Here is a 24,639-nt window from a genome sequence, read left to right as displayed (position 1 = left end):
GGTGAAACGATACCGACACGTCCTTGACGCGTTCTTTTCGCCAACCTTCAATGGCCGGACACCTTCCCCCGCGAGAGAGTCCGGTCCCCGATGGCGTCCTCCCCACCCCCTCCGTCCCAGGTCGCGGCGCTGCCGCGTTCCCTGGGCGTGTTCGGCGGGGTCCTGCTGACCCTGTCCTGCGTCACGCCCGCGTCGTCGCTCTTCATCGTCGTGCCGCCGCTGCTCCAGTCGCAGGGCAGCGGCGCGGTGATCAGCCTGCTGGTCGCCGCGGTGCTCTCGCTCGGGGTCGGCCTCTGCTACGCCGAACTCGGCACTCTGGTGCCCAGCGCGGGCGGCGAGTACTCGATCGTCGGACAGGTGCTCGGCAGGCCGGCCGGCTGGCTGGTCTTCGTGATCTCGATCGTCTCGCTGCTGGTGATCCCACCGATCATCGCGCTCGGCACCGCCGGTTACCTGGGCTCGGTCCTCACCATGGACCCGGCCGTCGCCGGCGCCCTGGTGATGGTCGTGGCGGTCGCCGTCGGCGTCCTGGACATCAAGTCGAACGCGCTGATCACCGGTGTCTTCCTGGGGCTGGAGGTCCTCGCCGCGGCAATCGTCACCGTGCTGGGCCTGACGCACGTCCGCCAGCCGGTGTCGACCCTGGTGCACGCGGTCGTACCGGACGGCCAGGGCGGCACCTCGCCGTTCACCGCGGGCCTGCTGATCTCCGGGCTGGCCGTCGCGATCTTCACGTACAACGGTTTCGGCACCGCCGTCTACCTGTCCGAGGACCTGCGCGACCCCCGCCGCTCGGTCGCCCGGACCGTGCTCTGGTCACTGCTCGCCGGGGTCCTGGTGATCACCCTGCCGGTCGTCGCGATCTGTCTGGGCGTCGCCTCCCCGGACCAGCTGGCGGCGGGCGACCTGGTCGCGGTGGTCGACGACTGGGCGGGCAGCGGCGTGGGCACCTTCGTGAGCCTCTGCATCGCCGCCGCGATCCTCAACGCCGTCATCGTGATGGTGATCCAGAACGGCCGGGTGCTCTACGCCTCGGCCCGTGACCGCACCTGGCCCGACCCGGTCAACCGCGCGCTCGGCACCCTGCACCCGCGCTGGGGCTCGCCCTGGGTCGCCACCCTGGCCATCGGCCTGCCCGGCGCGGTCCTGGCACTGACCGTGCCGATCGACGCGCTGCTCGGCTTCACCGGTGTGGTGGTCGCCGTGATCTACCTGCTGCTCGGCGTCGCCGCGCTCGCCGCCCGGCGCGGGCGGCACCGCTCCACCGACGCCTGGCGGATGCCGCTCTGGCCGCTCGCGCCCGTCCTCACCACCGTCGTCCTGGGGTACACGCTCACCCAGCAGTCCTGGCGCGACCTGCTGATCACCCTCGCGGTGCTGGCCGCCGGCGTCCTCTACTGGTTCGCGTACCTGCGCCCGCGGACCGGTACCCACTGGGTGCTCAGCCTCCCCGCGGACCAGTCACCCGCCACCACCACCGCTCCCGCCCTCGCCGCCGCCACCACCAGCCCGGAGCACCCGTGAACCGCCCCGCCGAACTGATCGTCCACAACGCCCACGTCCACACCGTCGACGACCGGCGCCCCCGCGCCGAAGCCGTCGCCGTCCGCGACGGCCGGATCGCCTGGGTCGGCGACGGCGACGGCTGGCGCGACCTGACCGGCCCCGGCACCGAGGTGGTCGACGCGCGCGGCCGGCTGCTCGTGCCCGGCTTCATCGACAGCCACAACCACGTCCGGCTCGGGTCCGACGCGGCCTGCGTCCAGCTCGCCGGCGCCGCCGACCTCCCCGAGATCGGCCGCCGGATCGCCGACTGGCTGCGCCGCAACCCCGACGCCGAGTGGATCGAGGCGGAGGCCTTCGACTACTCCGCCGTCCCCGAGGGGCGGATGCCCACCGCCGCCGACCTCGACCCGTTCACCGGCGACCGGCCGGCCTTCGTCCTCAGCTACGACGTGCACACCGCCTGGCTGAACACCGCCGCCCTGCGCCGCCTCGGCATCACCGCGCAGACCGAGGAGCTCGCCTTCGGCACCGTCCGGAAGGACCCGGCCACCGGCGAGCCCACCGGGTTCCTCACCGACTTCGCGGTCCGCGGCCTCTCCCGCGACGGCCACCGGGCGCTGCGCGCCGCCGGCGTCCCCTGGGCCGCGCCGGACCGCCAGTACGGCCGGCTCTGCGCCAGCCTCGACCTGGCCGCCCGGTACGGCCTGACGACCGTCGTCGAACCGCAGAACTCGCTGGACGACCTGGCGCTGTTCGAGCGGGCCATCGCCGAGGGCCGGCTGCGCTCCCGCCTGGTCGCCGCGCTGTTCCACCCCCGCGGCACCACCGACGCGGACCTCGCGGAGTTCGCGGCCGCGGCCCGCCGCCACCGCGGCGACCGCTTCCGGGTCGGGCCGCTCAAGCTGTACATCGACGACGTGGTCGAGCCGCACACCGCCGCCCTGCTGGAGCCGTACGCGGGCCACCACAGCCACCGCGGCGAGACCTTCTACCCGGCCGGGGAGTTCGCCGAGGTGCTGACCCGGCTCGACGCGGCCGGCTTCCAGGCCTTCGTGCACGCCACCGGCGACCGGGGCATCCGTACCGTCCTGGACGCCGTCGAGCACGCCCGCCGGGTGAACGGCCCCCGGGACGCCCGGCACCAGGTGGTCCACGTCGAGTGCCTCGACCCGGCCGACGTGCCCCGCTTCGCCGGGCTCGGCGTGGTCGCCTGCATGCAGCCGCGGCACTGCTCCCCCGACATCGCCGGGCCGGGCCGCGACTGGGCCGAGGCGGTCGGCGAGCAGCGCTGGTCCAAGGCGTGGCCGATGCGCAGCCTGCGGGACGCGGGCGCGGTGCTGGCCTTCTCCAGCGACTGGAACGTGGCCGAGATGGACCCGCTGGTCGGCCTCTACACGGCGGTCACCCGCCAGGGGCTGGCCGGCGGGGAGCCCTGGGTGCCGGAGGAGACCGTCCCGCTGGCCGACGCCCTGCGCGGCTACACCCTCGGCAGTGCCCACGCGAACTTCCTGGAGGACCGGCTGGGTTCGATCACTCCGGGCAAGCTGGGCGATCTGGTGCTGTTCTCGGAGGATCTCTTCGCCGTGGACCCGAAGGCGTTCCTGGAAGCCCGGGCCGACCTGACGGTCGTCGGCGGCGAGGTGGTCCACCGCGCCGGCTGACACCCGGGTCGGGTGTCCGGGGCCGGACATGCCCCGGACACCCGGGCCCGGACATGCCGAAGGGCCTGCACCGCGCGGAACGCGGTGCAGGCCCTGGCTGTTCGGCGGGTGACCGATCAGCGGGTGGTACTACAGCGGGCGAATGTTCTCCGCCTGCGGGCCCTTCTGGCCCTGCGTGACGTCGAACTCGACCTTCTGGCCCTCGAGCAGCTCACGGAAGCCCTGGGCGTTGATGTTCGAGTAGTGGGCGAAGACGTCCGGGCCGCCACCCTCCTGCTCGATGAAGCCGAAGCCCTTTTCCGCGTTGAACCACTTCACGGTGCCATTAGCCATTAAAATTCTCCTTGAAAGGCAATTCCCGGAGCCCGCACCTCGCAGGATCCGCGTCGCCGCTATGAGTACCCACCCAGAAGAAGACTCCTAGAAAATCCGAAGAAATTCGAGGAAAATTCCGGAGAAACAAAAAATGCGCCAGCGGTCACAACCGGCAGGCGCACACAAAGTTCATGGGAACCGAAACTGCAACTGACATCGACTGTAGCAGGTCCCGGGGCGGAACGGCGGGTCTTTCTTCCCGGGTTCCGCCGCGCCCCGCCGTCCCGGGTTCTCCGACCCGGTCCGGACCCGGTTCGGGCCCGGACCGGCTGTTCGGTCGGCTACTCCACCGTCACGCTCTTCGCCAGGTTGCGGGGCTTGTCGACGTCCCGCTCCAGTGCGACCGCGGCGTGGTACGCCAGCAGCTGGAGCGGGATGTTGAGGAGCAGCGGGTCGAGCTCCGGCTCGCTCCTGGGCACCAGGATGCAGTGGTCGGCGAGCTTCGCGTCGGGGCGGCGGTGCGCGACGGCGAGCACCCGGCCGGAGCGGGCCTTGATCTCGCCGAGCGTGGTGAGGTTCTTGTCGAGCAGCTCGTCGTCCGGGACCAGGGCCACGGTGGGCAGTTCGGGGCTGATCAGGGCCAGCGGTCCGTGCTTGAGCTCGCTCGCCGGGTACGCCTCGGCGTGGACGTAGGAGATCTCCTTGAGCTTCTGCGCGCCCTCACGGGCGACGGGGAAGCCGCGGACCCGGCCGATGAACATCATGCCCTCGGACCCGGCGTACTCGGCGGCGAGCTCGGCGATGGCGTCGCTCTGCGCGAGGACCTCGCGGATCTGGTCGGGGAGCGCCTTGAGGGCGGTGACGATGCGGCGGCCGTCGGCCGGGGAGAGGTCGTGGATCCGGCCGAAGTGCAGGGCGATCAGGGCGAACGCCACGACGGTGGAGGTGAACGCCTTGGTCGAGGCGACCGAGATCTCCGGACCGGCGTGCAGGTAGATGCCGCCGTCGCACTCGCGGGCGATCGCGCTGCCGACGGTGTTGACGACGCCCAGCACCCGCCCGCCCTTGCGCTTGACCTCCTGGACGGCGGCGAGGGTGTCGTAGGTCTCACCGGACTGGCTGACCGCGATGTAGAGGGTGTCGGCCTCGATGACCGGGTTGCGGTAGCGGAACTCGGAGGCGGGCTCGCTGTGCGCGGGGATGCGGGCGAGCTCCTCGATGAGCTGGGCCCCCATCTCGCCCGCGTAGTAGGCGGAGCCGCAGCCGAGGATCTTGACCCGGCGGATCTCGCGCAGCTCCCGGGCGTCGAGGTTGAGGCCGCCGAGGTGGGCGGTGGCGAACCGCTCGTCGAGCCGGCCGCCGAGGGTGCGCTCGACCGAGCCGGGCTGCTCGTGGATCTCCTTGAGCAGGAAGTGCGCGAAGCCGCCGGTGTCGTAGGAGTCGATCTCCCAGTCGACGGTGGACGGCTGGCGATGGGTGGTGCGGGCGTCCTCGGTGAACGTGCGGAAGCCGTCGGCGCGGACGGTGGCCAGCTCGCCGTCCTCCAGGTGGACGACCTGGCGGGTGTAGCGGACGAGCGCGGAGACGTCGGAGGCGGCGAACATCTCCTTCTCCCCGATGCCGAGCACGATCGGGCTGCCGTTGCGGGCGACCACGATCCGGTCCGGCTGCTCGGCGTCGAGGACGGCGATGCCGTAGGTGCCGACGACCATGGCGAGGGCGGCGCGCACGGCGTCCTCCAGCTCCACGCCCTCCGCGGCGTGCGCGGCGATCAGGTGGCCGAGCACCTCGGTGTCGGTCTCGGAGCGGAAGACCGCGCCGTCGGCGGCGAGCTTGGCCCGCAGCTCGTCGGCGTTCTCGATGATGCCGTTGTGGACGACGGCGATCCGCCCGGCGTTGTCCAGGTGCGGGTGGGCGTTGGCGTCACTGGGCACGCCGTGGGTGGCCCAGCGGGTGTGGCCGATGCCGGTGGTCCCCTTGAAGCGGGCCGGGACGGCCGCGGCGAGGTCGGCGACCCGGCCCTTGACCTTGCGGACCTTGAGCCCGCCGGTGCGCCCGGCGACCGCGACGCCCGCCGAGTCGTAGCCGCGGTACTCCAGCCGGGCCAGGCCCTCCAGCAGGAAGGGGGTCGCGTCCTTGGGGCCGATGTAGGCCACGATTCCGCACATGGGGTGGACTCCTCGAAGACAGGGGGCAGGCGGGAGGCAGGGCGGGGCCCGGAGGGTCGGGCCGGGAGGCCGTCGCCGACCGCGGTCGGCGGGCCTCGGACGAATGACTTCGGACGGGTCCGTCAGCCGTAGACGATCCGGCGCAGCTGTCGCGCGGAGAGTCCCGGCGCCGCGACACGGCGGGCGGGCAGCTCCTCGGCGAGCCGGGCGAAGATCCTCTCGTTGGTCAGACCGCGCGCCTGGAGCTCACCGTGGCGGCGGCGGACGTACTCCTCCGTGGTCTCGGAGAAGTAGGCCAGCACCTCCGCCACCACCCGCGCCGCCTCGCGGGGCCCGAGCGGGCTGGTCCGGGTGAGGTGGGCGAGCAGGTCTTCGTGAGGGTGCGAGGGACCGGGTGAGCTGGACACGAAGAGGGAGCCTAGGCCGGATCCGGCACCGAGTTCAAAGATCTTGCCCGAATTCGGGCAGATCTCGCGAGGTTCGACGCCCACCCGGCCTGATCCTGGCCCGCGCCGGCCTGTCGAACGAAGCATCGGACGGGCGAACGGGCGGGCGAACGATCGGCACGGCGGACGCCCGGCGAGCCCGCCCACCCCGCCCGCGCACCCTTGTGCGAGCACGTACCACCACGTAGCGTGATTCCCCGACTACGCATCGGGGGAGACGGATCAGGACACCGGATTCGTCTCGGAGATTCGTGTCGGAAGAACCGGAGGCTTGCTGATGTGCGGCATCACCGGATGGGTCGCCTACGACCGCGACCTCACCCTCGAACGGCCAGTGCTCGACACGATGACGGCCACCCAGCTCTGCCGCGGCCCGGATGCGGGCGGCATCCACCTGGAACGGCACGCCGCACTCGGTCACCGCCGCCTCGCCGTGATCGACGTCGAGGGCGGTGTCCAGCCGATGACGGCCGAGCACGACGGCCGGACGCTGGCCGCCCTCACGTACAGCGGAGAGGTGTACAACCACCGCGAGCTGCGCGCCGAGCTGGAGGCGGCCGGCCACCGGTTCCGCACCCGCAGCGACACCGAGGTGGTGCTGCACGCCTACCTGGAGTGGGGCGAGCACCTCGCCGAGCGGCTCAACGGCATGTTCGCCTTCGCGATCTGGGACGCCCGCAGCGAGGAGCTGGTGCTCGTCCGCGACCGGATGGGTGTCAAGCCGCTGCACTACCACCCCACCCCGGACGGCGTGGTCTTCGGCTCCGAGCCGAAGGCCCTGTTCGCCCACCCCTCGGTGCGCGCGGTGGTCGACCTGGACGGGCTGCGCGAACTGCTGGCCCTGACGAGGACCCCCGGCCTCACCCCGTACCGCGGTATCTCGGAGGTGCGGCCCGGCCACGTGGTCCGGGTGCGGCGCAGCGGCGTCACGGTCCGCCGCTACTGGGCGCTGGAGGCACGCCGGCACACCCAGGACCTCGCCACCACCGTCGCCACCGTCCGGGCCCTGCTCGACGACATCGTCCACCGCCAACTGGACTCGGACGTGCCGCTCTGCTCACTGCTGTCCGGCGGCCTCGACTCCAGCGCCGTCACCGCGCTGGCCGCCAAGGCGCTGCGCGCGGCGGGCGCCGGGCCGGTCCGCTCCTTCGCGGTCGACTTCGCCGGACAGAGCGAGCACTTCCTCGCGGACGCGGTCCGCTCCACGCCGGACGGCCCGTACGCCGCACTGCTCGCCCGGTACGTGGGCGCCGACCACCGGGTGATCGAGCTGGACAGCGCCGCACTCACCGACCGGACGCACCGGATGGCCGCGCTGCGCGCCAGGGACCTGCCGGGCGGCTTCGGCGACATGGACACCTCGCTGCTGCTCCTCTTCAAGGAGGTGCGCCGGCAGTCGACGGTGGCGCTGTCCGGCGAGTCGGCGGACGAACTGTTCGGCGGCTACAGCTGGTTCCACGACCCGCAGGCGGTGAACGCGGACGACTTCCCCTGGGCGGCCTCGCTGACCAGGCTCGGCGGGACGGGCGCCGGTCCGCGCGAACAGCTGATCGACCGGGAGCTGCTCGGCAAGCTCGACCTCGCCGGCTACCGGCACGCCCGGTACCGGGAGGCGCTCGCCGAAGTCCCGCACCTGCCGGACGCCGACCCGTTCGAGCGGCGGATGCGGGAGATCTCGTACCTGAACCTGACCCGCTTCGTCTGCATCCTGCTCGACCGCAAGGACCGGATGAGCATGGCCAACGGGCTGGAGGTGCGGGTGCCGTTCTGCGACCACCGGCTGGTGCAGTACGTCTTCAACACGCCGTGGTCGATGAAGCACTTCGACGGCCGGGAGAAGAGCCTGCTGCGCGCCGCCGTCCGGAACGTGCTGCCGGACGAGATCGCCGACCGGATGAAGAGCCCCTACCCGAGCGTGCAGGACCCGCACTACCCGGAGATGCTCCGCAGCGAACTGGCCGAGCTGACCTCCGACCGCGCCGCCCCGGTGCTCGACCTGCTGGACCGGCGGGCACTGGCCGACGCGCTCGCACCGGACACCGATCCGCAGTCGGTCCGGCTGGCGGCCGATCTGGCGCTGGACCTGAACGCCTGGCTGACGGAGTACCAGGTGTCGCTCGAACTCTGACCGCCCGCCGGCGTTCACCCGGACGGCGTACGTCGCCCGCTGCGCCGTCCGGGTTCACGGCGAACCGCGCAGCGGGCCGGGTGACGGACCGGCGCCGAGCCGGGTGACAGGTCGTAGGACGGGCCGGGTGACGGGTCGTCCGGCGGTCCGGCGACCGGGGGCGGCCCGCGTCGCCGACCGGCCCGGACGTGCGATAGCGTCGCCGACACCTCCCGAATGGCGGTCGAAAACGCGGAATCCCACCCCCGTGCCGTCAGGATGGGGAGCGACCCGTCCGTCTCGATCCGCCGGGGGATCTCCGCCATGCATCCGCGAGCATTCGCGATTCTCACCGCCCTGCTGCTGGGGGTCCTGGGCCTGGGGTCGGTGGCCGTCACCGACTGGACGCCCGCTCCGGTCGCCGCGACGGCCGGGGAGAACACCGCGGACGGCACCGCCGGAACGGCGGGCGCCGCGCCCGCCGGCACCGCGCAGCCGGCCGTGAGCGCCACCCCGACCGGGGACCCGGCGGTGTGGACCCGCTCGACGCTGCGCAACAAGCTGATGGCCGAGATGGAGTCCACCGATCCCGGGGTCGCGCTGGCCGACCTGGACAGGATCACCAAGCAGCTGCCGTACACCGTCCGGTTCTGCCACCCGATCGCCCACGAGCTCGGGCACGCGGCGGTCAAGCGCTTCAACGCCGACTTCCAGAAGGTCATCTCCTTCCCGCACGAGACCTGCGCCGCGGGCTACCTGCACGGCGCCGTCGAGGAGATGCTGAACGCCTCCGCCCAGCCCGAGACGGACCTGCTCAAGCTCTGCGCGCCCAAGAACAGCGGCCCGTGCATCCACGGCGTCGGTCACGGCACCATGTTCGTCGCCAAGCAGGACGTGGCCAAGGCGCGGGACCTGTGCAACAAGTTCCCCACCGACCAGAACCGGATCCGCTGCTCGGAGGGCCTGTTCATGCAGCTCTTCGGCCCGGACGAGGAGGACGAGAAGGCGAAGGCGAACCTGCCGGCCGACAAGATCGCCCAGGACCCGCTCTACCCGTGCAAGGAGCAGCCCTCGCTGTTCCAGTCGGCCTGCTTCTTCTACGCGCCGACCTTCTACCTCTCCTCGCACGACTACCCGAACCACCCCGAGGTCTACGCCGAGGCGCTGAAGTGGTGCCTCAACGGCAAGGCGAGCGGCGGGTCGGTGGACTGCAGCCGGGGGGTGGGCTCGCGGACCATGAAGTACAACCTGGACCGCGAGGACTGGGCCGCCCAGCAGTGCGCCACCGCCGCCGACGGCTGGCAGCGCAAGGCCTGTGCCGAGGGCCTGGTCAGCTACTACACGGTCAACTACACGGACGGCGGTGCGGCCGGGCGGCTCTGCGCCAAGATCACCAGCTCGGAGATGCAGGGCTACTGCCGCTCCGCGGGCGGGCTCTCCTCCTCGCTCGACTGACCGGCCCGTCCTCGCTCGCCCGACCGGGTCGCCGGTTCGGCCGGCCCGCCGGAACAGTTCCGTCCCAGGTGGTGGGCCCGCGCCGCACGGCGCGGGCCTTTCTCGTACGATCGGCCCGTTGATCCCAGGTGCGCCGAGGACGCCGCGCCACCAGGCCTCCTCCCCCACCCGCTGGAGCACCGCCGTGACCCCCGAGGACTTCCGCGCCGCCGCCCACACCGCCGCCGACCTCGTCGCCGACCACCTCGCCGAACTGCCCGGCCGCCCGGTCTGGCAGCCGATGGACGACGACGCCCGCCGCACCCTGCTGGACGCCCCGCTGCCGCGGGACGGGCGTCCGCTGGCCGAGCTGCTGGCGGACGTCGGCCGGGACGTGCTGCCGTACCCGATGGGCAACGGGAACCCGCGGTTCTTCGGCTGGGTCAACTCGGCCCCGGCCCCGGCCGGCGTGCTCGCCACCTTCGCCGCCGCCGCGATGAACCCCAGCTCCGCCGGCGGCGACCACGCCGACGTCCACCTGGAACGGGCCGTGGTGCGCTGGATAGCCGAGCTGGTCGGGTTCCCGCACCCGGCCGGCGGCGGGCTGCTCACCTCCGGCACCTCGATGGCGACCATCGTCTGCCTGGCCGCGGCCCGTAACCGGGCCGCCCGCGAGGCGGGCCGGGACGTCCGCGCGGACGGACTGGCCGGGATGCCCCCGCTGGTCGGCTACGTCACCGGCGAGACCCACTCGTGCGTCCGCAAGGCCGCCGAGCTGCTCGGCCTCGGCAGCCGGCACCTGCGGACCGTGGCCACCGGCCCGGACGGCCTGCTGGACATCGCCGACCTGCGGGCCGCCGTCGCCCGCGACCGGGCCGCCGGGCTGCTGCCGTTCCTGGTGGTGGCCTCCGCCGGGACGGTCGGCACCGGCGCGGTGGACGCCTTCGAGCCGATCGCCGACCTCTGTGCCGAGGAGCGCCTCTGGCTGCACGTGGACGGCGCGTACGGCGCGTTCGGCGTGCTCGACCCGGCGATCGCGCACCGCTACGCGGGGTTGGAGCGGGCCGACTCGCTCGCCCTCGACCCGCACAAGTGGCTGGGTGTCCCGGTCGACTGCGGCTGCGCGCTGGTCCGCGACACCGACGAGCTCCGCGCCGCCTTCAGCCTCGTCCCCTCCTACCTGCGGGACGAGGCGGCCGGCGAGCTCGGCTGGTTCTCCGAGTACGGCACCGAGCAGACCCGCCCGTTCCGCGCGCTCAAGGTGTGGGCGACCATCGCCCACCGGGGCCGCGACGGCGTGGCCGCGGACATCGCCCGGTGCACCGCCCTGGCCCGGCGGCTCGGTGAACTGGTCGCGGCGGACGAGGAGTTCGAGCTACTGGCCGAGGTGCAGACGTCGATCGTGGCGTTCCGCCTCCGCCCCCCGGGGCTGGACGAGGCCGCGCTCGACGAGCTCAACCACCGGTTGCCGGCCGCCGTCCAGCGGCGCGGCCGGGTCTTCGTCACCGGCGCGCGCCTCGGCGAGCGCGAGATGCTCCGCGCCTGCCTCCTCAACGCGGGCACCACGGAGGAGGACCTGCTCCTGCTCCTCGACGAGGTCCGGGCCGCCGCCCGTGAGACGGTCGGTCGGCACCATTAACCGTCAGGTCACGGGGGATTCGTGACCGTGAAACACCCAGGCGGCAGATTGATGGCATGGAGCACACGGAGCAGCTGACGACCGAAACCGCCCAGGACCGGAACCCGACCCCCTCCCGTGCCCAACGGCGCGGCGCCCGCACGCACCGCTGGCGCCGCGACACGGTGGAACTCGCCGCCGTCTTCCTCTCGGTGACCGCCGCCGACCTGGTCGCCAAGTTCGTGCTGCACGGCCCGGACGGCCCGGTGATGCTCGCCGCCTCGGCGGTCGTCCTGCTCGCCACGGCGCTGTTCCACACCTGGTGGTCACACCGTCACCACCTGCACGGCCCACCGGCGCCGGACGCGCCCGCGCCTCCGCGGGCAACGGCCGGGCAGGCGACGGGATCCCTGGCGGGACCGGCGGGAGACCCCCTGCGGGGCCCGCTGCACGACTTCGAGGAGACGGCGCTCTGGCGGGTCCGCACCACGGTGCAGGACTCCCCCGGCAGCCTGGCGCGGGTGTGCACGGCCTTCGCCGAGCGGCAGGTGAACATCGTCTCGATGCAGTCCCACCCCCTGCCGACCGGGGCCGTCGACGAGTTCTTCGTCCGCGCGCCGCGCTCACTGGGCCGCACCGAGCTGGTCGCCCTCGTCGCGGCGGCCGGCGGGCACGACATCTGGACGGGCCCGGCGGACGCGCACGACCTGGTGGACGTCCCCACCCACGTGCTGGCGCTGGCCACCCGGACCGCGCTCGACGCGGCCGAGCTGCCGATCGCGCTGCGGCAGCTGTTCGGGCAGTGCAGCATCCGGCAGTACCCGCGGGCGGCCGAACGGTCACCCGCCGGGGTGGACGGGCACGTGATGCGCCTGCCGGTGCCGTCCGGGGACCTGATCGAGCTCACCCGCCCGCACCTGCCGTTCACCCCGACCGAGTTCGCCCGGGCCCAGGCCCTGGTCGAGCTGGACACCCTGCTCGGCCCCCGGGTGCCGGACGTCCGGGCCCGGCTCACCGTGCCGACCGGAGCCGACGTGACCGTGCGGCGCGCGGACGCCGACGACAAGGCGGCGGCGCTGGCGATGCACCACCGCTGCTCCCCCGACACCCTGCGCAAGCGGTACCACGGACCGGTCCGGGACGCCGACCGCTACCTGGACCACCTGCTGGACCCCCGGCACGGCCAGACGCTGGCGGTGGAGTCGGCGGACGGGCGGATCGTCGCCCTCGGGCACCTGATGTGGGACGACGACAGCGCCGAGGTGGCCGTGCTGGTCGAGGACGCCTGGCAGCGGCGCGGGCTGGGCCTGGACCTGATGCGGCGGATGTCGGCGCTGGCGCTGGAGGCCGGGGTGGAGACGGTGTACGCCGTCACGCACTCCTCCAACACCGGGCTGATCGCCACCATGCGCAAGCTGGCGGCGCCGCTGGACTACCAGGTCGACGAGGGCACCCTGGTGATCACCGCGCACCTGGCGGAGGCCGCCGAGGAGCTTCCGGTGCCCTGGCAGACCAGGCCGGGGCGGTAGGGCTGGACGGTAGGGCTGGACGGTAGGACGGGGCCGCCCGTTCCGCCGGACCCGCGCCGGGACGGGCCGGAGCGCCGGTCCCGGTCCGCGGATCCGGCACCCAAGCGGTCATCGGAAGGTCATTTTTTCACCACATCCTCACCAAGGACCACGACCGCCCCGGGCCGGACGGCACCCCCGCCGTCCGGCCCGGGGCGGTCGTGCCCGGCCACCGGACGCCCGGGAACCACCGGGCCCGGGAACCGCGTCCCCGACGGCGAACGGCCCCTCCGTACACCGTCGACCCTGACGTCGCGTCAGGACGTCCCCACCGGGTCCTCCGGGGGCGTCGCAGCAGGCGGCGCGGGGTCCGGAGCACCGACCCGGGTGGCGGAGTCGGTAGGCTGATCCCGTCCCCGCCGCCCGACGACCCGTTGTCCGGTCCCGGGCGGTGCCGCAGCAAGGAGGAACCACTGAGCATGGCAGGCACCGAATCGGAGCCCACAGGCGCACGCGACGCCTCGCTGCCCGCCCGCGCCAAGATCGCGGTCACGGCCGGCAAGGTGGCCGCCGCCCTCTCCCAGAAGGCGGGCCGAGGCAGCGGCTCGGTGATCGGCGGCAAGATCGCGCTGAGGCTCGACCCCGATCTGCTCGCCACCCTCGCCGACCACCTGGACGTGGTCCTGGTCAGCGCCACCAACGGCAAGACCACCACCACCCGGCTGATCGCCGAGGCGCTGCGCGCCGCCGGCCCGGTGGTCTCCAACGCTCTGGGCGCCAACATGCCGGCCGGCATCACCTCCGCCCTGGCCGGCGGCTCGGAGGCCCGCTTCGGCGTCATCGAGGTCGACGAGAAGTACCTGGCCGGTGTCGCCCGGGACACCCGTCCCAAGGCCATCGCCCTGCTCAACCTCTCCCGCGACCAGCTCGACCGTGCCGCCGAGACGCGGATGATGGCCGAGAAGTGGCGCGAGGGGCTGCAGGACACCGAGGCCGTGGTGATCGCCAACGCGGACGACCCGCTGGTGACCTGGGCCGCGTCCTCCTGCAAGAAGGTGGTCTGGGTGGCCGCCGGACAGGCGTGGAAGGAGGACGCCTGGTCCTGCCCCGCCTGCGGCGGCGTGATGCAGCGCCCCGGCGACGACTGGTTCTGCCAGGAGTGCGGCTTCCGGCGCCCCAACCCGCACTGGGCGCTCCAGGGCACCCACGTCATCGACCCGCAGCGCGGCGCCTGGCCGATCCGGCTCCAGCTGCCCGGCCGGGCGAACCTCGCCAACGCCACCAGCTCGGCCGCCGTCGCCGCCGTCTTCGGCGTCTCCCCGCAGGTCGCGCTGGAGCGGATGCAGTCCGTCACCGCGGTGGCCGGCCGCTACGACGTCGTCCAGTACCAGGGCCGCGACATCAGGCTCCTGCTGGCCAAGAACCCGGCCGGCTGGCTGGAGACGTTCTCGCTGATCGACGGCCCGCCCGCGCCGGTCATCCTCTCCGTCAACGCGCTCGACGCGGACGGCACCGACACCTCCTGGCTCTGGGACGTCGACTACGAGCGCCTCGCGGGCCACCCGGTGTTCGTGATGGGCCAGCGCAAGCTGGACCTGGCCGTCCGCCTGGAGGTCGCCGGGCTGCAGTTCCACGTGGTGGACTCGCTGGAGCAGGCCGTCCGGATGGCCCCGCCCGGCCGGATCGAGGCGATCGCCAACTACACCGCCTTCCAGCAGCTGCGGAAGGTCGTGGCCGGCTGATGCCGGTCCAGCAGCCCACAGCACGCACGTCACGCACGGAAGGCCTTCGAGGATGAGTGAGAGCAGCCTGCGCGTGGTCTGGGTCTACCCGGACCTGCTCAGCACGTACGGCGACCGGGGCAACGCCCTGGTCGTGGAGCGCCGGGCCCGCCAGCGCCACCTCAACGTGACCCGGATCGACGTCCGCTCCGACCAGGCGGTCCCCACCAGCGGGGACATCTACCTGATCGGCGGCGGCGAGGACCGACCGCAGCGACTGGCCGCCGAGCGGCTGCGCAACGACAGCGGCCTGGTCCGGGCCTCGGAGAACGGCGCGATCATCTTCGCCGTCTGCGCCGGCTACCAGATCCTCGGCCACGAGTTCGTCAACGACCTGGGGCAGCGCGAGCCGGGCCTCGGCCTGCTCGACGTCTGGACCGCCCGCGGCGAGGGCGCCCGGTGCGTCGGCGACGTGCTCGCCGACGTGGACCCGCGGCTCGGACTGCCGCAGCTGACCGGGTTCGAGAACCACCAGGGCGTCACCCACCTCGGCCAGGGCGTCCAGCCGCTGGCCCGGGTCACTGCGGGCCGGGGCAACGGCACCGGTGACGGCACCGAGGGCGCCTGGCGGGACACCGTCTTCGGCACCTACCTGCACGGCCCCGTGATGGCGCGGAACCCCGCCGTCGCGGACATGCTGATCAAGCTGGCACTGGACGTCAACGCCCTGCCGCCGGCCGACACCACCTGGTACGACGCGCTGCGCACCGAGCGCATCGCGGCCACTTCGCGCCCCGCGTAGTACGTCCACGGTCCGTTCGCGACGGACCGGGTGCCCGCCATGCGGGCACCCGGTCCACAGGCGGGCCCGAACGTACGACAATGGGGCTGCCGGCTGCACACCCTCCTCGGCAGCAGGCTGCACTTCCGCGCGGGGGCGCCGACGGCGCCGCTCCCGCGTCGGCTCCTGCCCGGCCGGACGCAGGGGTCGTATGCTCGACTGCACGGCCGGTTTCGGATGTTCTGTCCGGATCGGCCGGTCCTTCACCCCACGGCCATCTCCCCGTCGATCCGGCGTGGGAGGCGGCGGTTACGGTGGCGGTTCGTCGTACCAGCCTGTAGTCCGGCCGTTCCTCGGTTCTGCTCGGGAGTTGCAAAGCAATGCGTATTGGAGTGCTGACCAGCGGCGGTGACTGCCCCGGCCTGAACGCGGTGATCCGATCCGTGGTCCACCGGGGGGTGGTCGACCACGGCGACGAGATCATCGGGTTCGAGGACGGCTGGCGCGGTTTCCTTGAGGGCCACCACCGTCCCCTGACCCTCGACTCGGTGAGCGGCATCCTCGCCCAGGGCGGCACGATCCTCGGTTCCTCCCGGGTGCAGCCGAGCCACCTGCGCGACGGCGTCGAGCGCGCCAAGCAGTACTGCGCGGACCTCGGCCTGGACGCGGTGATCCCCATCGGCGGCGAGGGCACCCTGAAGGCCGCCAAGCTGATGAGCGACGCGGGCCTGCCGATCGTGGGCGTGCCGAAGACCATCGACAACGACATCGCCTGCACCGACGTCACCTTCGGTTTCGACACCGCCGTCTCGGTCGCCACCGAGGCGCTGGACCGGCTGAAGACCACCGCCGAGTCGCACCAGCGCGTCATGGTGGTCGAGGTCATGGGCCGGCACACCGGCTGGATCGCGCTCAACGCGGGCATGGCGGCCGGCGCGCACGCGATCGTCGTCCCGGAGCGCCCGTTCCACATCGACAAGCTGACCGCGGTCGTCCGCGAGCGCTTCGACCGGCAGAAGAAGTTCGCCATCGTGGTCTGCGCCGAGGGCGCCAAGCCCGAGGCCGGCACCATGCACTGGGAGGAGGGCAGCCGTGACATCTACGGCCACGAGCGGTTCACCGGGATCGCCACCCAGCTCTCCCGCGAGCTGGAGCACCGGCTCGGCAAGGAGGCCCGCCCGGTGATCCTCGGCCACACCCAGCGCGGCGGCACCCCGACCGCGTACGACCGGGTGCTCGCCACCCGCTTCGGCTGGCACGCGATCGAGGCCGTGCACAAGGGCGCGTTCGGGCACATCACCGCCCTCCAGGGCACCAGCATCAACCTGGTGCCGCTGGGCGAGGCGGTCGCCGAGCTGAAGACCGTGCCGGCCGACCGCTACCTGGAGGCCGAGACGGTCATCTGACCGCTCCGCCCGTCCGGCCGCTCCGCCCGCGGACCGGTGCCCCGGCCCCCGAGTGCATGCTCGGGGGCCGGGGCCTTCGCGTTCCCGGCAGCCGCCCTACCGGGACCGGATCAGAAGCCGGTGTCGTACGTGTACAGGCTGCTGTGGTCGAGCAGTCCGGCCGGCGTGACGGTGTTCCACGGCTTCATGGTCTCGTTCAGGTCGACGACGTCGGGCGTGCCGGCCGTCGGCAGGTAGGTCGCCCCGGGGTGGCGCTTCTGCCACTCCGACCAGAGCTTGTCGACGAAGCAGTGGTGCAGCCAGAACACCGGGTCGTTGGGCGACATCCCGGTGGCCATCTGGCCGCCCACCCAGACGTGCACCCGGTTGTGCAGGTTGACGCCGCGCCAGCCCTCCAGGTTGTTGCGGAAGCCGGACGAGGAGCTGTTCCACGGCGCGGCGTCGTAGGTGGTGATGGCGAGCACCGACTCGGCGTCGGCCCTGGTCGGCAGCTGGGCCACCCCGGCGCCGAGCTGGCGCCGCAGGTAGGTCCGGCTGTCGATGTTGACGTTGAGCGGCCAGCTGCCCCCGGAGAAGGCGAACGCGCCGGTGGTCACCTGGTTGTCGCCGCTCCTCCCGTTGCCGCCCAGGAAGTCCGCGCCCCAGAGGGACGAGGTGGTCGAGCGGTCGGCCGTCCAGTCCCAGTACGGCAGGTTCACGCTCGGGTCGATGGCCTGGAGCGCCCGCTCGAACTGGAGCAGGTACTGGCGGTGCCACGGCAGGAAGGACGGCGAGCGGTGACCCGTCCGCTCGCCGTTGTCCACGTCGCTGACGATGAACTGGTTGTGGGTGGTGACGAACGGGTCGTAGCCGCCGGACGCCTTGAGTGCGAGCACGGCGTTGACGAAGGCCCGCTTCTCCTGGGCCGTCAGGGTCGCCTGGTTCTTTCGGACTGCCATGAGTCCCCCCTCGATGATGGTGTGCGGTACGGGTGGCGGACGGACTCAGGCGGTCACGATCGGGACGAGCGTGGCGCCCTGAAGATCGCTGACGGCGGCCCGGGCGAGCGAACGCGGCGTCGCGAAGGTCTGGTAGTGGTTGACGACGCTGATCCAGGTGCCGTCGGCGTTGCGCATCATGTGCAGCTCGTCGCCGTCGATCCGCACCTCGTAGCCGGTGCCGGTGCCCCCGTGCTGGTGACCGCCCCCGGTGACGGGGCGGCCCTGGATGCGGCGCCCCTGGAAGACCTCGTCGAAGGTGTCGGACGCGCCGGGGTCGGCGGCCGTGGCCGACCCGCCGCCCGGGCCGGCCACCCCGATCACGACGGTGCCGGCGGCGACCGTCAGCGCGGCCGCGGCCCCCTGCAGCATCCGACGACGGGTGAGCTCCGACGCATGGGTCTCTTCGGACATGGTGATACCCCCCTCAGGTGCCCTGCATTGTTGTTAGGGCACCGTTCACGAACGATTGTTTAATCGTTAATCGGAGGCGATTTCTTGATCGCACTCCCTGTTTCGATGCTCGCAAGGCTTTTTGACCTAGGGAACAGCCACTCGGCGGGGGTGTGGATGGTTGCGTACGAATCCAGTCAAATTTCGGTCGCGACCGAACGGGCCTCGAACCGGAACGGACGGACACCGGCGGGCCGCACGGTGCGACGCCCGTCACGTCCGGCTAGCGTGACGATGCGCCGGACCACCGCCGGCGCAGGCCACCCGGGAAGGAAACAGCCGATGAAGATCCTCGCGTACGGCGTCCAGGCGGACGAGCGGCCGCTCCTGGAGGAGGCGTTCGCAGACCGGCACGAACTGCGCTGCCTGGACCTCTTCCTCAACCGCGACACCGCCCCGCTGGCCGCCGGCCACCCTGCGGTGAGCAGCAGCGTCAACGCCGAGCTGGACGCCGAGACACTCGCCCTGCTCGCCGCCGGCGGGACCGAGCTGATCGCCCAGCGCTCCACCGGTTTCAACAACATCGACCTGGAGGCCGCCGCCGAGCTGGGACTGACGGTCGCCCGGGTCTCCTTCTACAGCCCCTACGCGGTCGCCGAGCACGCCTGGACGCTGGCCCTGGCCGTCAACCGCCGCCTCACCCGCGCCGCGAGCCGCTCGCGCGAGTTCGACTTCCGCCTGGACGGCCTGCTCGGCCGGGACGTGCACGGCATGACGGTCGGCGTGATCGGCACCGGCAAGATCGGCGAGTGCTTCGCCCGGATCGCGCACGGCTTCGGCACCGAGCTGCTCGGCTGGGACATCGCCCCCAACCCGGCCTGTCTGGATCTCGGCATGACCTACACCGAACTGCCCGAGCTCCTCTCCCGCGCCGACCTGGTCAGCCTGCACGTCCCGCTGCTGCCCGCCACCCACCACCTGATCGACGCCGCCGCGCTGGCCCGGATGAAGGACGACGCCATCCTCGTCAACTCCAGCCGCGGCGGCCTGGTCGACAGCGCGGCCCTGGTCGAGACGCTGCGGGCCGGCCGGCTCTCCGGCGTCGGCCTGGACGTCTACGAGGAGGAGACCGGCGTCTTCTTCACCGACCGCTCGATCCAGGGGATCGCCGACGACACCCTCGCCCGCCTGGTCACCTTCCCCCAGGTGCTGGTCACCTCGCACCAGGCCTACTTCACCCGCACCGCGGTCGGCCAGATCATCGACGCCACCGTCCGCAACGTGGACGACTACGCCGCCGGGCGCCGCGGCGAGAACGTCCTCGTCCCGAAGAACTGACCCGACAGGCCACGACGCCTCCGACGACCACACGCCACGCGACACACCAGCACGACCGAATCCCCGTCCTCGGGAAGACCACGGCCCACGATTCCCGGCCGAGACCAACCCATGACGCAACTCCGCACGGGCCACCGACCACGCTCAGAGACAGCGAAGGCTGCTCCGGGCATCTCGAGCGCCATCCCGCCACCCGACTGTCATCGACAACCCCTTGCCCCCCAGTCAAGGGGTTCAACTATTGTCGACAGCCGACGCCTGCGGGCCTCGGCTTTTTTGTTGCTCAACTGCGCTAAAAACATGGGACGTTGACGCTCAGCGTGAGGATCCAAGGTCGATCGGACTCGAACCCGCTCGATACCCAGTCGGGTTCACGTTCGTCCATAGATGCCCGCCCGAGCATGCCTTCGCGGCGGCCGACTCGAAGCCCCCCGCCTTGGCCACGGCTTGGTCCTCACGAAGGCGACGCAAAGCGGCAGCCCACTCTGGTGGGCAAGTGACGGGAGTCGGCGCCGTGGCGCACGCCTCGCCCGAGTGGGCAACCTGCGGCAAGGCCTTCCCTGCTTTGCGGCCCCGGCCGATGGCGAGTCCCCCGTCTCCGTTCCCGAGGTCCCTGACTCGGGGTGGGGTGGGGTTCTATCGCTTGCCATCACGGGTGCGGGGCTGGAGGGCTCGGCGCAGGGCGGGGAGGTCGGCGAGGGTGGCCTGTTCGGCGAAGCGGGCCAGGAGCCTGCGCAGCGCACGTTCGTCGCGGTCGTGGACGGCCTCGGCCAGGGCGGTCAGTAGGGATGCTTGCGTGTGGACGGGCGTGCGAGCCGTCGCCACATTCTGTGCGTCTTCCATGGTCACCCGCCTGCTCGTTGCCCCTGGTCGGCCGGGGCGTGGGTCGCTTCTACGTGCGGGCCGCAGGCTACCTCCCCTTCGAACACCGAAAAATCTATGCCGGGCAGAGTAGACATTGGCGAAGGGTCTGGTTAGTGTTTCTCTCGCAGCAAGCAGTCAGCGGGGCCCGCCAGACACGAACTGGCGGTAGCAGTACGGACGTTCGCAAGTCTCGGTGCGGTTGCGGAGTCCTGAAGCCAGGGTTGGTGCAGTACGGCGGCAGGGCTGGCGGCCGGGCCGGGTGGCCCGCAGTGATCAGGGGCCGCCGCCAGCCGGTACCGCAGGACAAGAAGTAGTGCATGACGAGTAGGTGAAGTTGACGTTGCGTCGCAGTCACCGGTGGTTGAGGTGTGCGAGGTCTCCAGCAAAGGCGCCGGCTGCGGGCGCGCGTGCTGGGAGATCCGGCAGTGGGGTTCTAAGCCAAGCAGGTTGAGCAGGGCAGGCGACGGGGCTGGCTGCCGGACAGGTGGTGGGCCTTCAGGGACACCACAGCGGTACCAATGCAGTTCGCAGCACCAAGCAGTACAGGTGTGAATCACGTAGGACCAGCAGGTGCAGTACCAGCAGTTCGCAGGATGTGCAGTGCTGTAGAGGAAGAGACGGAGGGCGCTAGCGCCATCAGGATCGCCCGGGCGTGGAGTTGAGCAGTTGCTGTCCGGGCGGACACCGCAGACCCCTCAAGGTACGAAGGTTGGTGGTTTCCGGTCACGCATTTGCGATCCCCGCGATCCTCCTCCCCCGAGGAGTTGCGGACACAAGGACCGGCTCAGGGCCGGTAGATGGTGAAGTTCCCCTTCGGGGCCCCGGAGCCGATACGGCACCGGGGCCCCTCCCGCGTCCCCGCCCACCATAGGAAGCCGACTCTCATATGAAGAGGTGCAGTGACCACAACCATCCACCACCCCCTTGGCCTCGACGATGACGACTACCCCGCCTACACCACGGGCTGCGCAGCCGAGATGACCGGCACCACCGCGGGCTTCCTGCGCTCCCTCGGCGAGCACGGCCTGATCACCCCTGCGCGCTCCGGCGGCGGCCATCGTCGCTTCTCTCGCCGCCAACTGCGGATCGCGATGCGCGCCCGCGACCTCGTCGACCAGGGCACCGCCGTCGACGCCGCCTGCCGCATCATCATCCTCGAAGACCAACTCGACAGGGCCCGGCGCACCAGCGAACAACTCGACCGTTCCCGCAGGCAGCACAGCAGCATCTGAACAGCACCGGCGCCGCCGCAGAGGCGGTGGCGCCAACCCCACCGGCGCGGCACGGCGACCCGCTCAGCTGCGCCGACCGGGTATCGGACTGGAGCGGCGCCAACCGGAGCAAAGAGTGGGGCGCCCCTCCGAGGCTCCGCCGATCCGCCTGGACGTGGTCGGCGTCGACCACGTCCTTTGAACATCCGCCACGAACGCCCGCCCCACGGTCCCGGAACAAGCCGCCGGCCACCATCGTGCAGCCGACCCGGAGCAGCCCCGCCTGCCCCCGCAACGCCACCTCCCACCCCCAGGGGAGCTGGGACGTGTGTGCGGACTGCTGTCGCCTCAGGCGGTTCCCGTCTCCACCCGGCTGCGCGTTGCCCCTGGTGCGGTGGGTCGAGTTCACTCCTGCGTGTGAGCCGGAAGGCTACCTGCGCTTCGAACACGGCAAAATCTATGCTGCCCGGAGTAGACATTGGTGCAGGGTGTGGTTAGTGTTTCTCCCGTAGCAAGCAGTCAGCGAGGCCCGCCAGACACGAACTGGCGGTGGAGAGTTCGCAACTCTCGGTGCGGTTGCGGAGTTCCGAAGCCAGGGTTGGCGCAGTACGGCGACGGGACTGGTAGCCGGGCCGGGTGGCCCGCAGTGATCAGGGGCCACCACCGAGCAGTACCGAAGTAGGCGCAGTACAGCAGGTGAAGTTGGATCGCAGTCACCGGTGGTTGAGGTGCGCTGGATCTCGGTAAAGGCGCCGTGCTGCGGGCGCGCGTGCCGAGCTGTCCGGCAGCGGGGTTCCAAGCCACGAAGGTTGAGCAGGATCGGCGACGGGGCTGGCTGCCGGCGATGGTGGGCCGGTACGGACACCAAGCAGTGCCAGCAGGTGGCAGTACGCAGTACCAGCAGTTGTCAGTGATGCAGAGGATGAAACGGAGGGCGCAAGCGCCATCAGGATCGCCCGGCCCGTCAGATGAGCAGTCCTCGTCCGGGCGGACACCGCAGACCCCACGGTAGGAAAGATGGTGGTTTCCGGTCACGCATACGCGATCCCCGCACGCTCCATCCGATGGGGCAGTGCGGACACAAGGACCGGCCCAGGGCCGGTAGATGGTGTTGTTCCCCTTCGGGGCCCCGGAGCCGCAATGGCGCCGGGGCCCCTCCACGCGTTCCCAGAACCGGATTCGAAGAGGTGCAGTGACCACGACCATCAACCGACCCACCACCCCCGACGCCGTCAGCTCGTTCGATGACGACGACTACCCCGCCTACACCATGGGCCGCGCCGCCGCCATGACCGGAACCACGGCCGGCTTCCTACGCGCCCTCGGCGAGCAGGGCCTCATCACCCCCCTACGCTCCGACGGGGGGCATCGGCGCTTCTCCCGCTACCAACTGCGGATCGCGATGCGCGCCCGCGACCTCGTCGACCAGGGCACCGCCGTCGACGCCGCCTGCCGCATCATCATCCTCGAAGACCAACTCGAAGAAGCCCTGCGCATCAACGAACAGCTCCGCGAAGGCCGCCCGACCGGGCAGCCTCCCGCCGCCGACACCTGACCCCCAGCCCGCCCGGCCCGCCGGCGGGGAGCGGTCAGCGGTGCACGCCAAGCCCTCACCGCCACGCACACCGCTCGCGAGGACCACTTCGGGGCTGCCCGGCGGCGCGGCCCGGGCGCTCCCTTGAGTTCACTCGGGGCCGTTCATCGGCCACCGTTCTGCCCGAATTCATGACGCGTGCCCCGCGGTGTGGGCCCGGCCCCGGCTTTTTGCCGTCGGCCGGCCCACGCCCCGCGCTCCCACCGGCCGGGCAGCCGTCCCATTGAGGGCCGGATCGGTTGGGCCGACAGCAGAACCCAGCGATACCAGCCTGTGCAGATCCTCGCCCTAACAGCCCCCAACAGGATCGCTGTCGCGCCCGCCGCAGCGTCCACACCGCGGTTCGACACACTGCCGAGCCACCAGAGCCGCGCCGCGCCCTGACCGGGGAGGGGGGAGCGGCGTCGCCGCATCCCGAGCACGTTCGGGCCTCGCCGTCAGGCTGTGCCCGCCGGCGAGGCCGGATGGTGGTGGCTGTTCACTGGCTGGTGCGGCGGTCAGCGGTCAGCGGTCAGAACGTGCCGCGGAGTTTGGCCAGTGCCTCGTTGAGGAGTATTTCGCCGTCTTCGCGGGTGCGGCGTTGGAGCACGTAGGCGAAGTGGGTCTTGAAAGGCGTGCTGCCGGGCGCTTCCGGGGTGTTGTCGGGGTCGGTGCCGGCGGGCAGGCCGCACCGGCGGCAGTCCCACAGCTCCGGGGCCTCGACCCCGACCGCGAAGCGGGGCCGGCTGTGGTGGCCGTTGCCGCACCAGAACGACACCGCAACGCGGGGCGCCAGGTCACCACGCTCGGACTCACCCATCGGGCCCGACCCGATCCGTGCACCCCTCAGACCGCCATGTCCCTGCGCCACGTTCGCTCTCCTCGCCACCGTACCCACCCCTCCCGGACACCCCGCGAGGAGCGCTCAGCGTACGACGACCACTCCTCCGCGCAGCAGAGCGCCGGCACCACCGAGGACAACCACGCCTCACTGGACATCCGGAGACGAAGCAGCCGGCAGCGTAGGCGGGGTTCGGCGGCCGGCACCGCGGCCTTGGTCTACCGGGCGAGAAAGGCTGTTACAGCCTTTCCGCCGAACGGGCGGCGGGTCATCCTGGTCCCTGGATCGTCGTAGCCCGGTCTGCCCGGCTATTGTGGCCAACCCTTGCGTCTCTCCCCCGAGGTGCGGAAGGTTGCCGGACATGGCCTGATAGGCCGTGAGAAGGAAGCCTCCGCCATGGCTGCACCGATGAAGTACCCGCCCGAGTTGCGGCAGCGAGCTGTTGCCGCGTACCGGGCCGCCGATCCGAAGGGCCGAAGCCGCACATCGCCCGCAGGAAGATGCCTAGCCCGTGTCCGCCGGCGCCCACTCGCCCCACTGGGCGCAGCGCGAGCACATCCTGCCGATCGTCTAGGACTTGTCCGGTCGATCATGTGACTATCGCCCACCGTGCTCGTTGGTCGGGGCATCGGGCGGGGTGATCTGACGGATGCCGAGTGGGAACGGCTGCGGCCGTTCCTGCCGGTCGGCAACAGGCGTTGTGGTCGGTGGCGGGACCATCGGCAGGTGATCGACGGGATCCTGCACCGGGTGCGGACCGGTGTGCACCGG

Annotated in this window: 20 protein-coding genes; 13 read left to right on the top strand and 7 right to left on the bottom strand. The window is 71.8% G+C overall.

Annotated features, from left to right (window positions below; translation table 11 throughout):
- The first annotated feature begins 90 nt into the window (after positions 1 to 90).
- Positions 91 to 1,524 carry an APC family permease gene (locus PUR61_RS40930; RefSeq protein ID WP_329885034.1) on the top strand — a complete coding sequence of 478 codons (1,434 nt, stop codon included), beginning with the start codon at positions 91 to 93 and terminating at the stop codon, positions 1,522 to 1,524.
- Positions 1,521 to 3,167: an amidohydrolase gene (locus PUR61_RS40925; protein ID WP_329885033.1), complete on the top strand. Its 1,647-nt coding sequence runs from the start codon at positions 1,521 to 1,523 to the stop codon at positions 3,165 to 3,167. The genes PUR61_RS40930 and PUR61_RS40925 overlap by 4 nt, the downstream gene beginning before the upstream one ends.
- 129 nt (positions 3,168 to 3,296) lie before the next feature.
- Here the strand turns inward: PUR61_RS40925 and PUR61_RS40920 are convergent, their stop codons facing one another.
- From PUR61_RS40920 to PUR61_RS40910, 3 genes are all read right to left on the bottom strand, one after another.
- Positions 3,297 to 3,500 (bottom strand): cold-shock protein, encoded by a 204-nt coding sequence (locus PUR61_RS40920; RefSeq protein ID WP_042388274.1) that lies wholly within the window; start codon positions 3,498 to 3,500, stop codon positions 3,297 to 3,299.
- Positions 3,501 to 3,823: 323 nt separating this feature from the next.
- The gene (gene glmS / locus PUR61_RS40915; protein ID WP_329885032.1) at positions 3,824 to 5,650 is read right to left on the bottom strand and encodes a glutamine--fructose-6-phosphate transaminase (isomerizing); all 1,827 of its coding nucleotides are present in this window, start codon (positions 5,648 to 5,650) and stop codon (positions 3,824 to 3,826) included.
- Between the two features lie 122 nt (positions 5,651 to 5,772).
- Positions 5,773 to 6,057, bottom strand: a complete 285-nt coding sequence (locus PUR61_RS40910) for a hypothetical protein (protein WP_327683601.1) — start codon at positions 6,055 to 6,057, stop codon at positions 5,773 to 5,775.
- Positions 6,058 to 6,373: 316 nt separating this feature from the next.
- Here PUR61_RS40910 and asnB point away from each other — a divergent pair, with 316 nt between their 5' ends.
- The 7 genes from asnB (at position 6,374) to PUR61_RS40875 (ending at position 16,671) form a co-directional block, all read left to right on the top strand.
- Positions 6,374 to 8,224 (top strand): asparagine synthase (glutamine-hydrolyzing), encoded by a 1,851-nt coding sequence (gene asnB / locus PUR61_RS40905; RefSeq protein WP_329885031.1) that lies wholly within the window; start codon positions 6,374 to 6,376, stop codon positions 8,222 to 8,224.
- A 303-nt stretch (positions 8,225 to 8,527) separates the two neighbouring features.
- Positions 8,528 to 9,658: a hypothetical protein gene (locus tag PUR61_RS40900; RefSeq protein WP_329885030.1), complete on the top strand. Its 1,131-nt coding sequence runs from the start codon at positions 8,528 to 8,530 to the stop codon at positions 9,656 to 9,658.
- Positions 9,659 to 9,776: 118 nt separating this feature from the next.
- Positions 9,777 to 11,276 (top strand): pyridoxal phosphate-dependent decarboxylase family protein, encoded by a 1,500-nt coding sequence (locus PUR61_RS40895; protein WP_329885029.1) that lies wholly within the window; start codon positions 9,777 to 9,779, stop codon positions 11,274 to 11,276.
- 56 nt (positions 11,277 to 11,332) lie between these two features.
- Complete coding sequence (locus PUR61_RS40890; RefSeq protein WP_329885028.1) at positions 11,333 to 12,784, top strand: GNAT family N-acetyltransferase; 1,452 nt, start codon at positions 11,333 to 11,335, stop codon at positions 12,782 to 12,784.
- A gap of 458 nt (positions 12,785 to 13,242) precedes the next feature.
- Positions 13,243 to 14,505, top strand: coding sequence for a MurT ligase domain-containing protein (locus PUR61_RS40885; RefSeq protein ID WP_329885027.1), 1,263 nt, complete (start codon positions 13,243 to 13,245; stop codon positions 14,503 to 14,505).
- A 52-nt stretch (positions 14,506 to 14,557) separates the two neighbouring features.
- Complete coding sequence (locus PUR61_RS40880) at positions 14,558 to 15,286, top strand: type 1 glutamine amidotransferase (protein WP_329885026.1); 729 nt, start codon at positions 14,558 to 14,560, stop codon at positions 15,284 to 15,286.
- 359 nt (positions 15,287 to 15,645) lie between these two features.
- The gene (locus PUR61_RS40875; RefSeq protein ID WP_329885025.1) at positions 15,646 to 16,671 is read left to right on the top strand and encodes a 6-phosphofructokinase; all 1,026 of its coding nucleotides are present in this window, start codon (positions 15,646 to 15,648) and stop codon (positions 16,669 to 16,671) included.
- Positions 16,672 to 16,781: 110 nt separating this feature from the next.
- Here PUR61_RS40875 and melC2 read toward each other — a convergent pair whose 3' ends face one another.
- Together melC2 and melC1 are read right to left on the bottom strand one after the other, a co-directional pair.
- A complete protein-coding gene (gene melC2, locus PUR61_RS40870; RefSeq protein ID WP_329885024.1) occupies positions 16,782 to 17,609 on the bottom strand; it encodes a tyrosinase MelC2 in 828 nt (275 codons plus the stop codon).
- A gap of 45 nt (positions 17,610 to 17,654) precedes the next feature.
- Complete coding sequence (gene melC1, locus PUR61_RS40865; protein ID WP_329885023.1) at positions 17,655 to 18,062, bottom strand: apotyrosinase chaperone MelC1; 408 nt, start codon at positions 18,060 to 18,062, stop codon at positions 17,655 to 17,657.
- 321 nt (positions 18,063 to 18,383) lie between these two features.
- On the opposite strand from melC1, the gene PUR61_RS40860 reads away from it, so the two are divergent.
- The gene (locus PUR61_RS40860) at positions 18,384 to 19,379 is read left to right on the top strand and encodes a 2-hydroxyacid dehydrogenase (protein ID WP_329885022.1); all 996 of its coding nucleotides are present in this window, start codon (positions 18,384 to 18,386) and stop codon (positions 19,377 to 19,379) included.
- Between the two features lie 636 nt (positions 19,380 to 20,015).
- Here PUR61_RS40860 and PUR61_RS40855 read toward each other — a convergent pair.
- On the bottom strand, positions 20,016 to 20,222 hold the full coding sequence (locus PUR61_RS40855; RefSeq protein ID WP_329885021.1) for a hypothetical protein: 207 nt from the start codon (positions 20,220 to 20,222) through the stop codon (positions 20,016 to 20,018).
- A gap of 920 nt (positions 20,223 to 21,142) precedes the next feature.
- Here PUR61_RS40855 and PUR61_RS40850 point away from each other — a divergent pair.
- Together PUR61_RS40850 and PUR61_RS40845 are read left to right on the top strand one after the other, a co-directional pair.
- Complete coding sequence (locus PUR61_RS40850) at positions 21,143 to 21,475, top strand: MerR family transcriptional regulator (RefSeq protein ID WP_329885020.1); 333 nt, start codon at positions 21,143 to 21,145, stop codon at positions 21,473 to 21,475.
- A 1,249-nt stretch (positions 21,476 to 22,724) separates the two neighbouring features.
- A complete protein-coding gene (locus PUR61_RS40845) occupies positions 22,725 to 23,009 on the top strand; it encodes a helix-turn-helix domain-containing protein (RefSeq protein WP_329885068.1) in 285 nt (94 codons plus the stop codon).
- 550 nt (positions 23,010 to 23,559) lie between these two features.
- Here the strand turns inward: PUR61_RS40845 and PUR61_RS40840 are convergent.
- A complete protein-coding gene (locus PUR61_RS40840) occupies positions 23,560 to 23,898 on the bottom strand; it encodes an RNA polymerase-binding protein RbpA (RefSeq protein WP_329885019.1) in 339 nt (112 codons plus the stop codon).
- A 597-nt stretch (positions 23,899 to 24,495) separates the two neighbouring features.
- On the opposite strand from PUR61_RS40840, the gene PUR61_RS40835 reads away from it, so the two are divergent.
- The coding region (locus tag PUR61_RS40835) for a transposase (protein ID WP_329880120.1) at positions 24,496 to 24,639 on the top strand (144 nt) is incomplete at its 3' end.

This window comes from Streptomyces sp. BE20 (genome assembly GCF_036322525.1).
Classification (GTDB): domain Bacteria; phylum Actinomycetota; class Actinomycetes; order Streptomycetales; family Streptomycetaceae; genus Kitasatospora.
The sequence above is the reverse complement of the archived record's forward strand: the minus strand, read 5'-3'. Positions and strand labels throughout refer to the sequence as shown.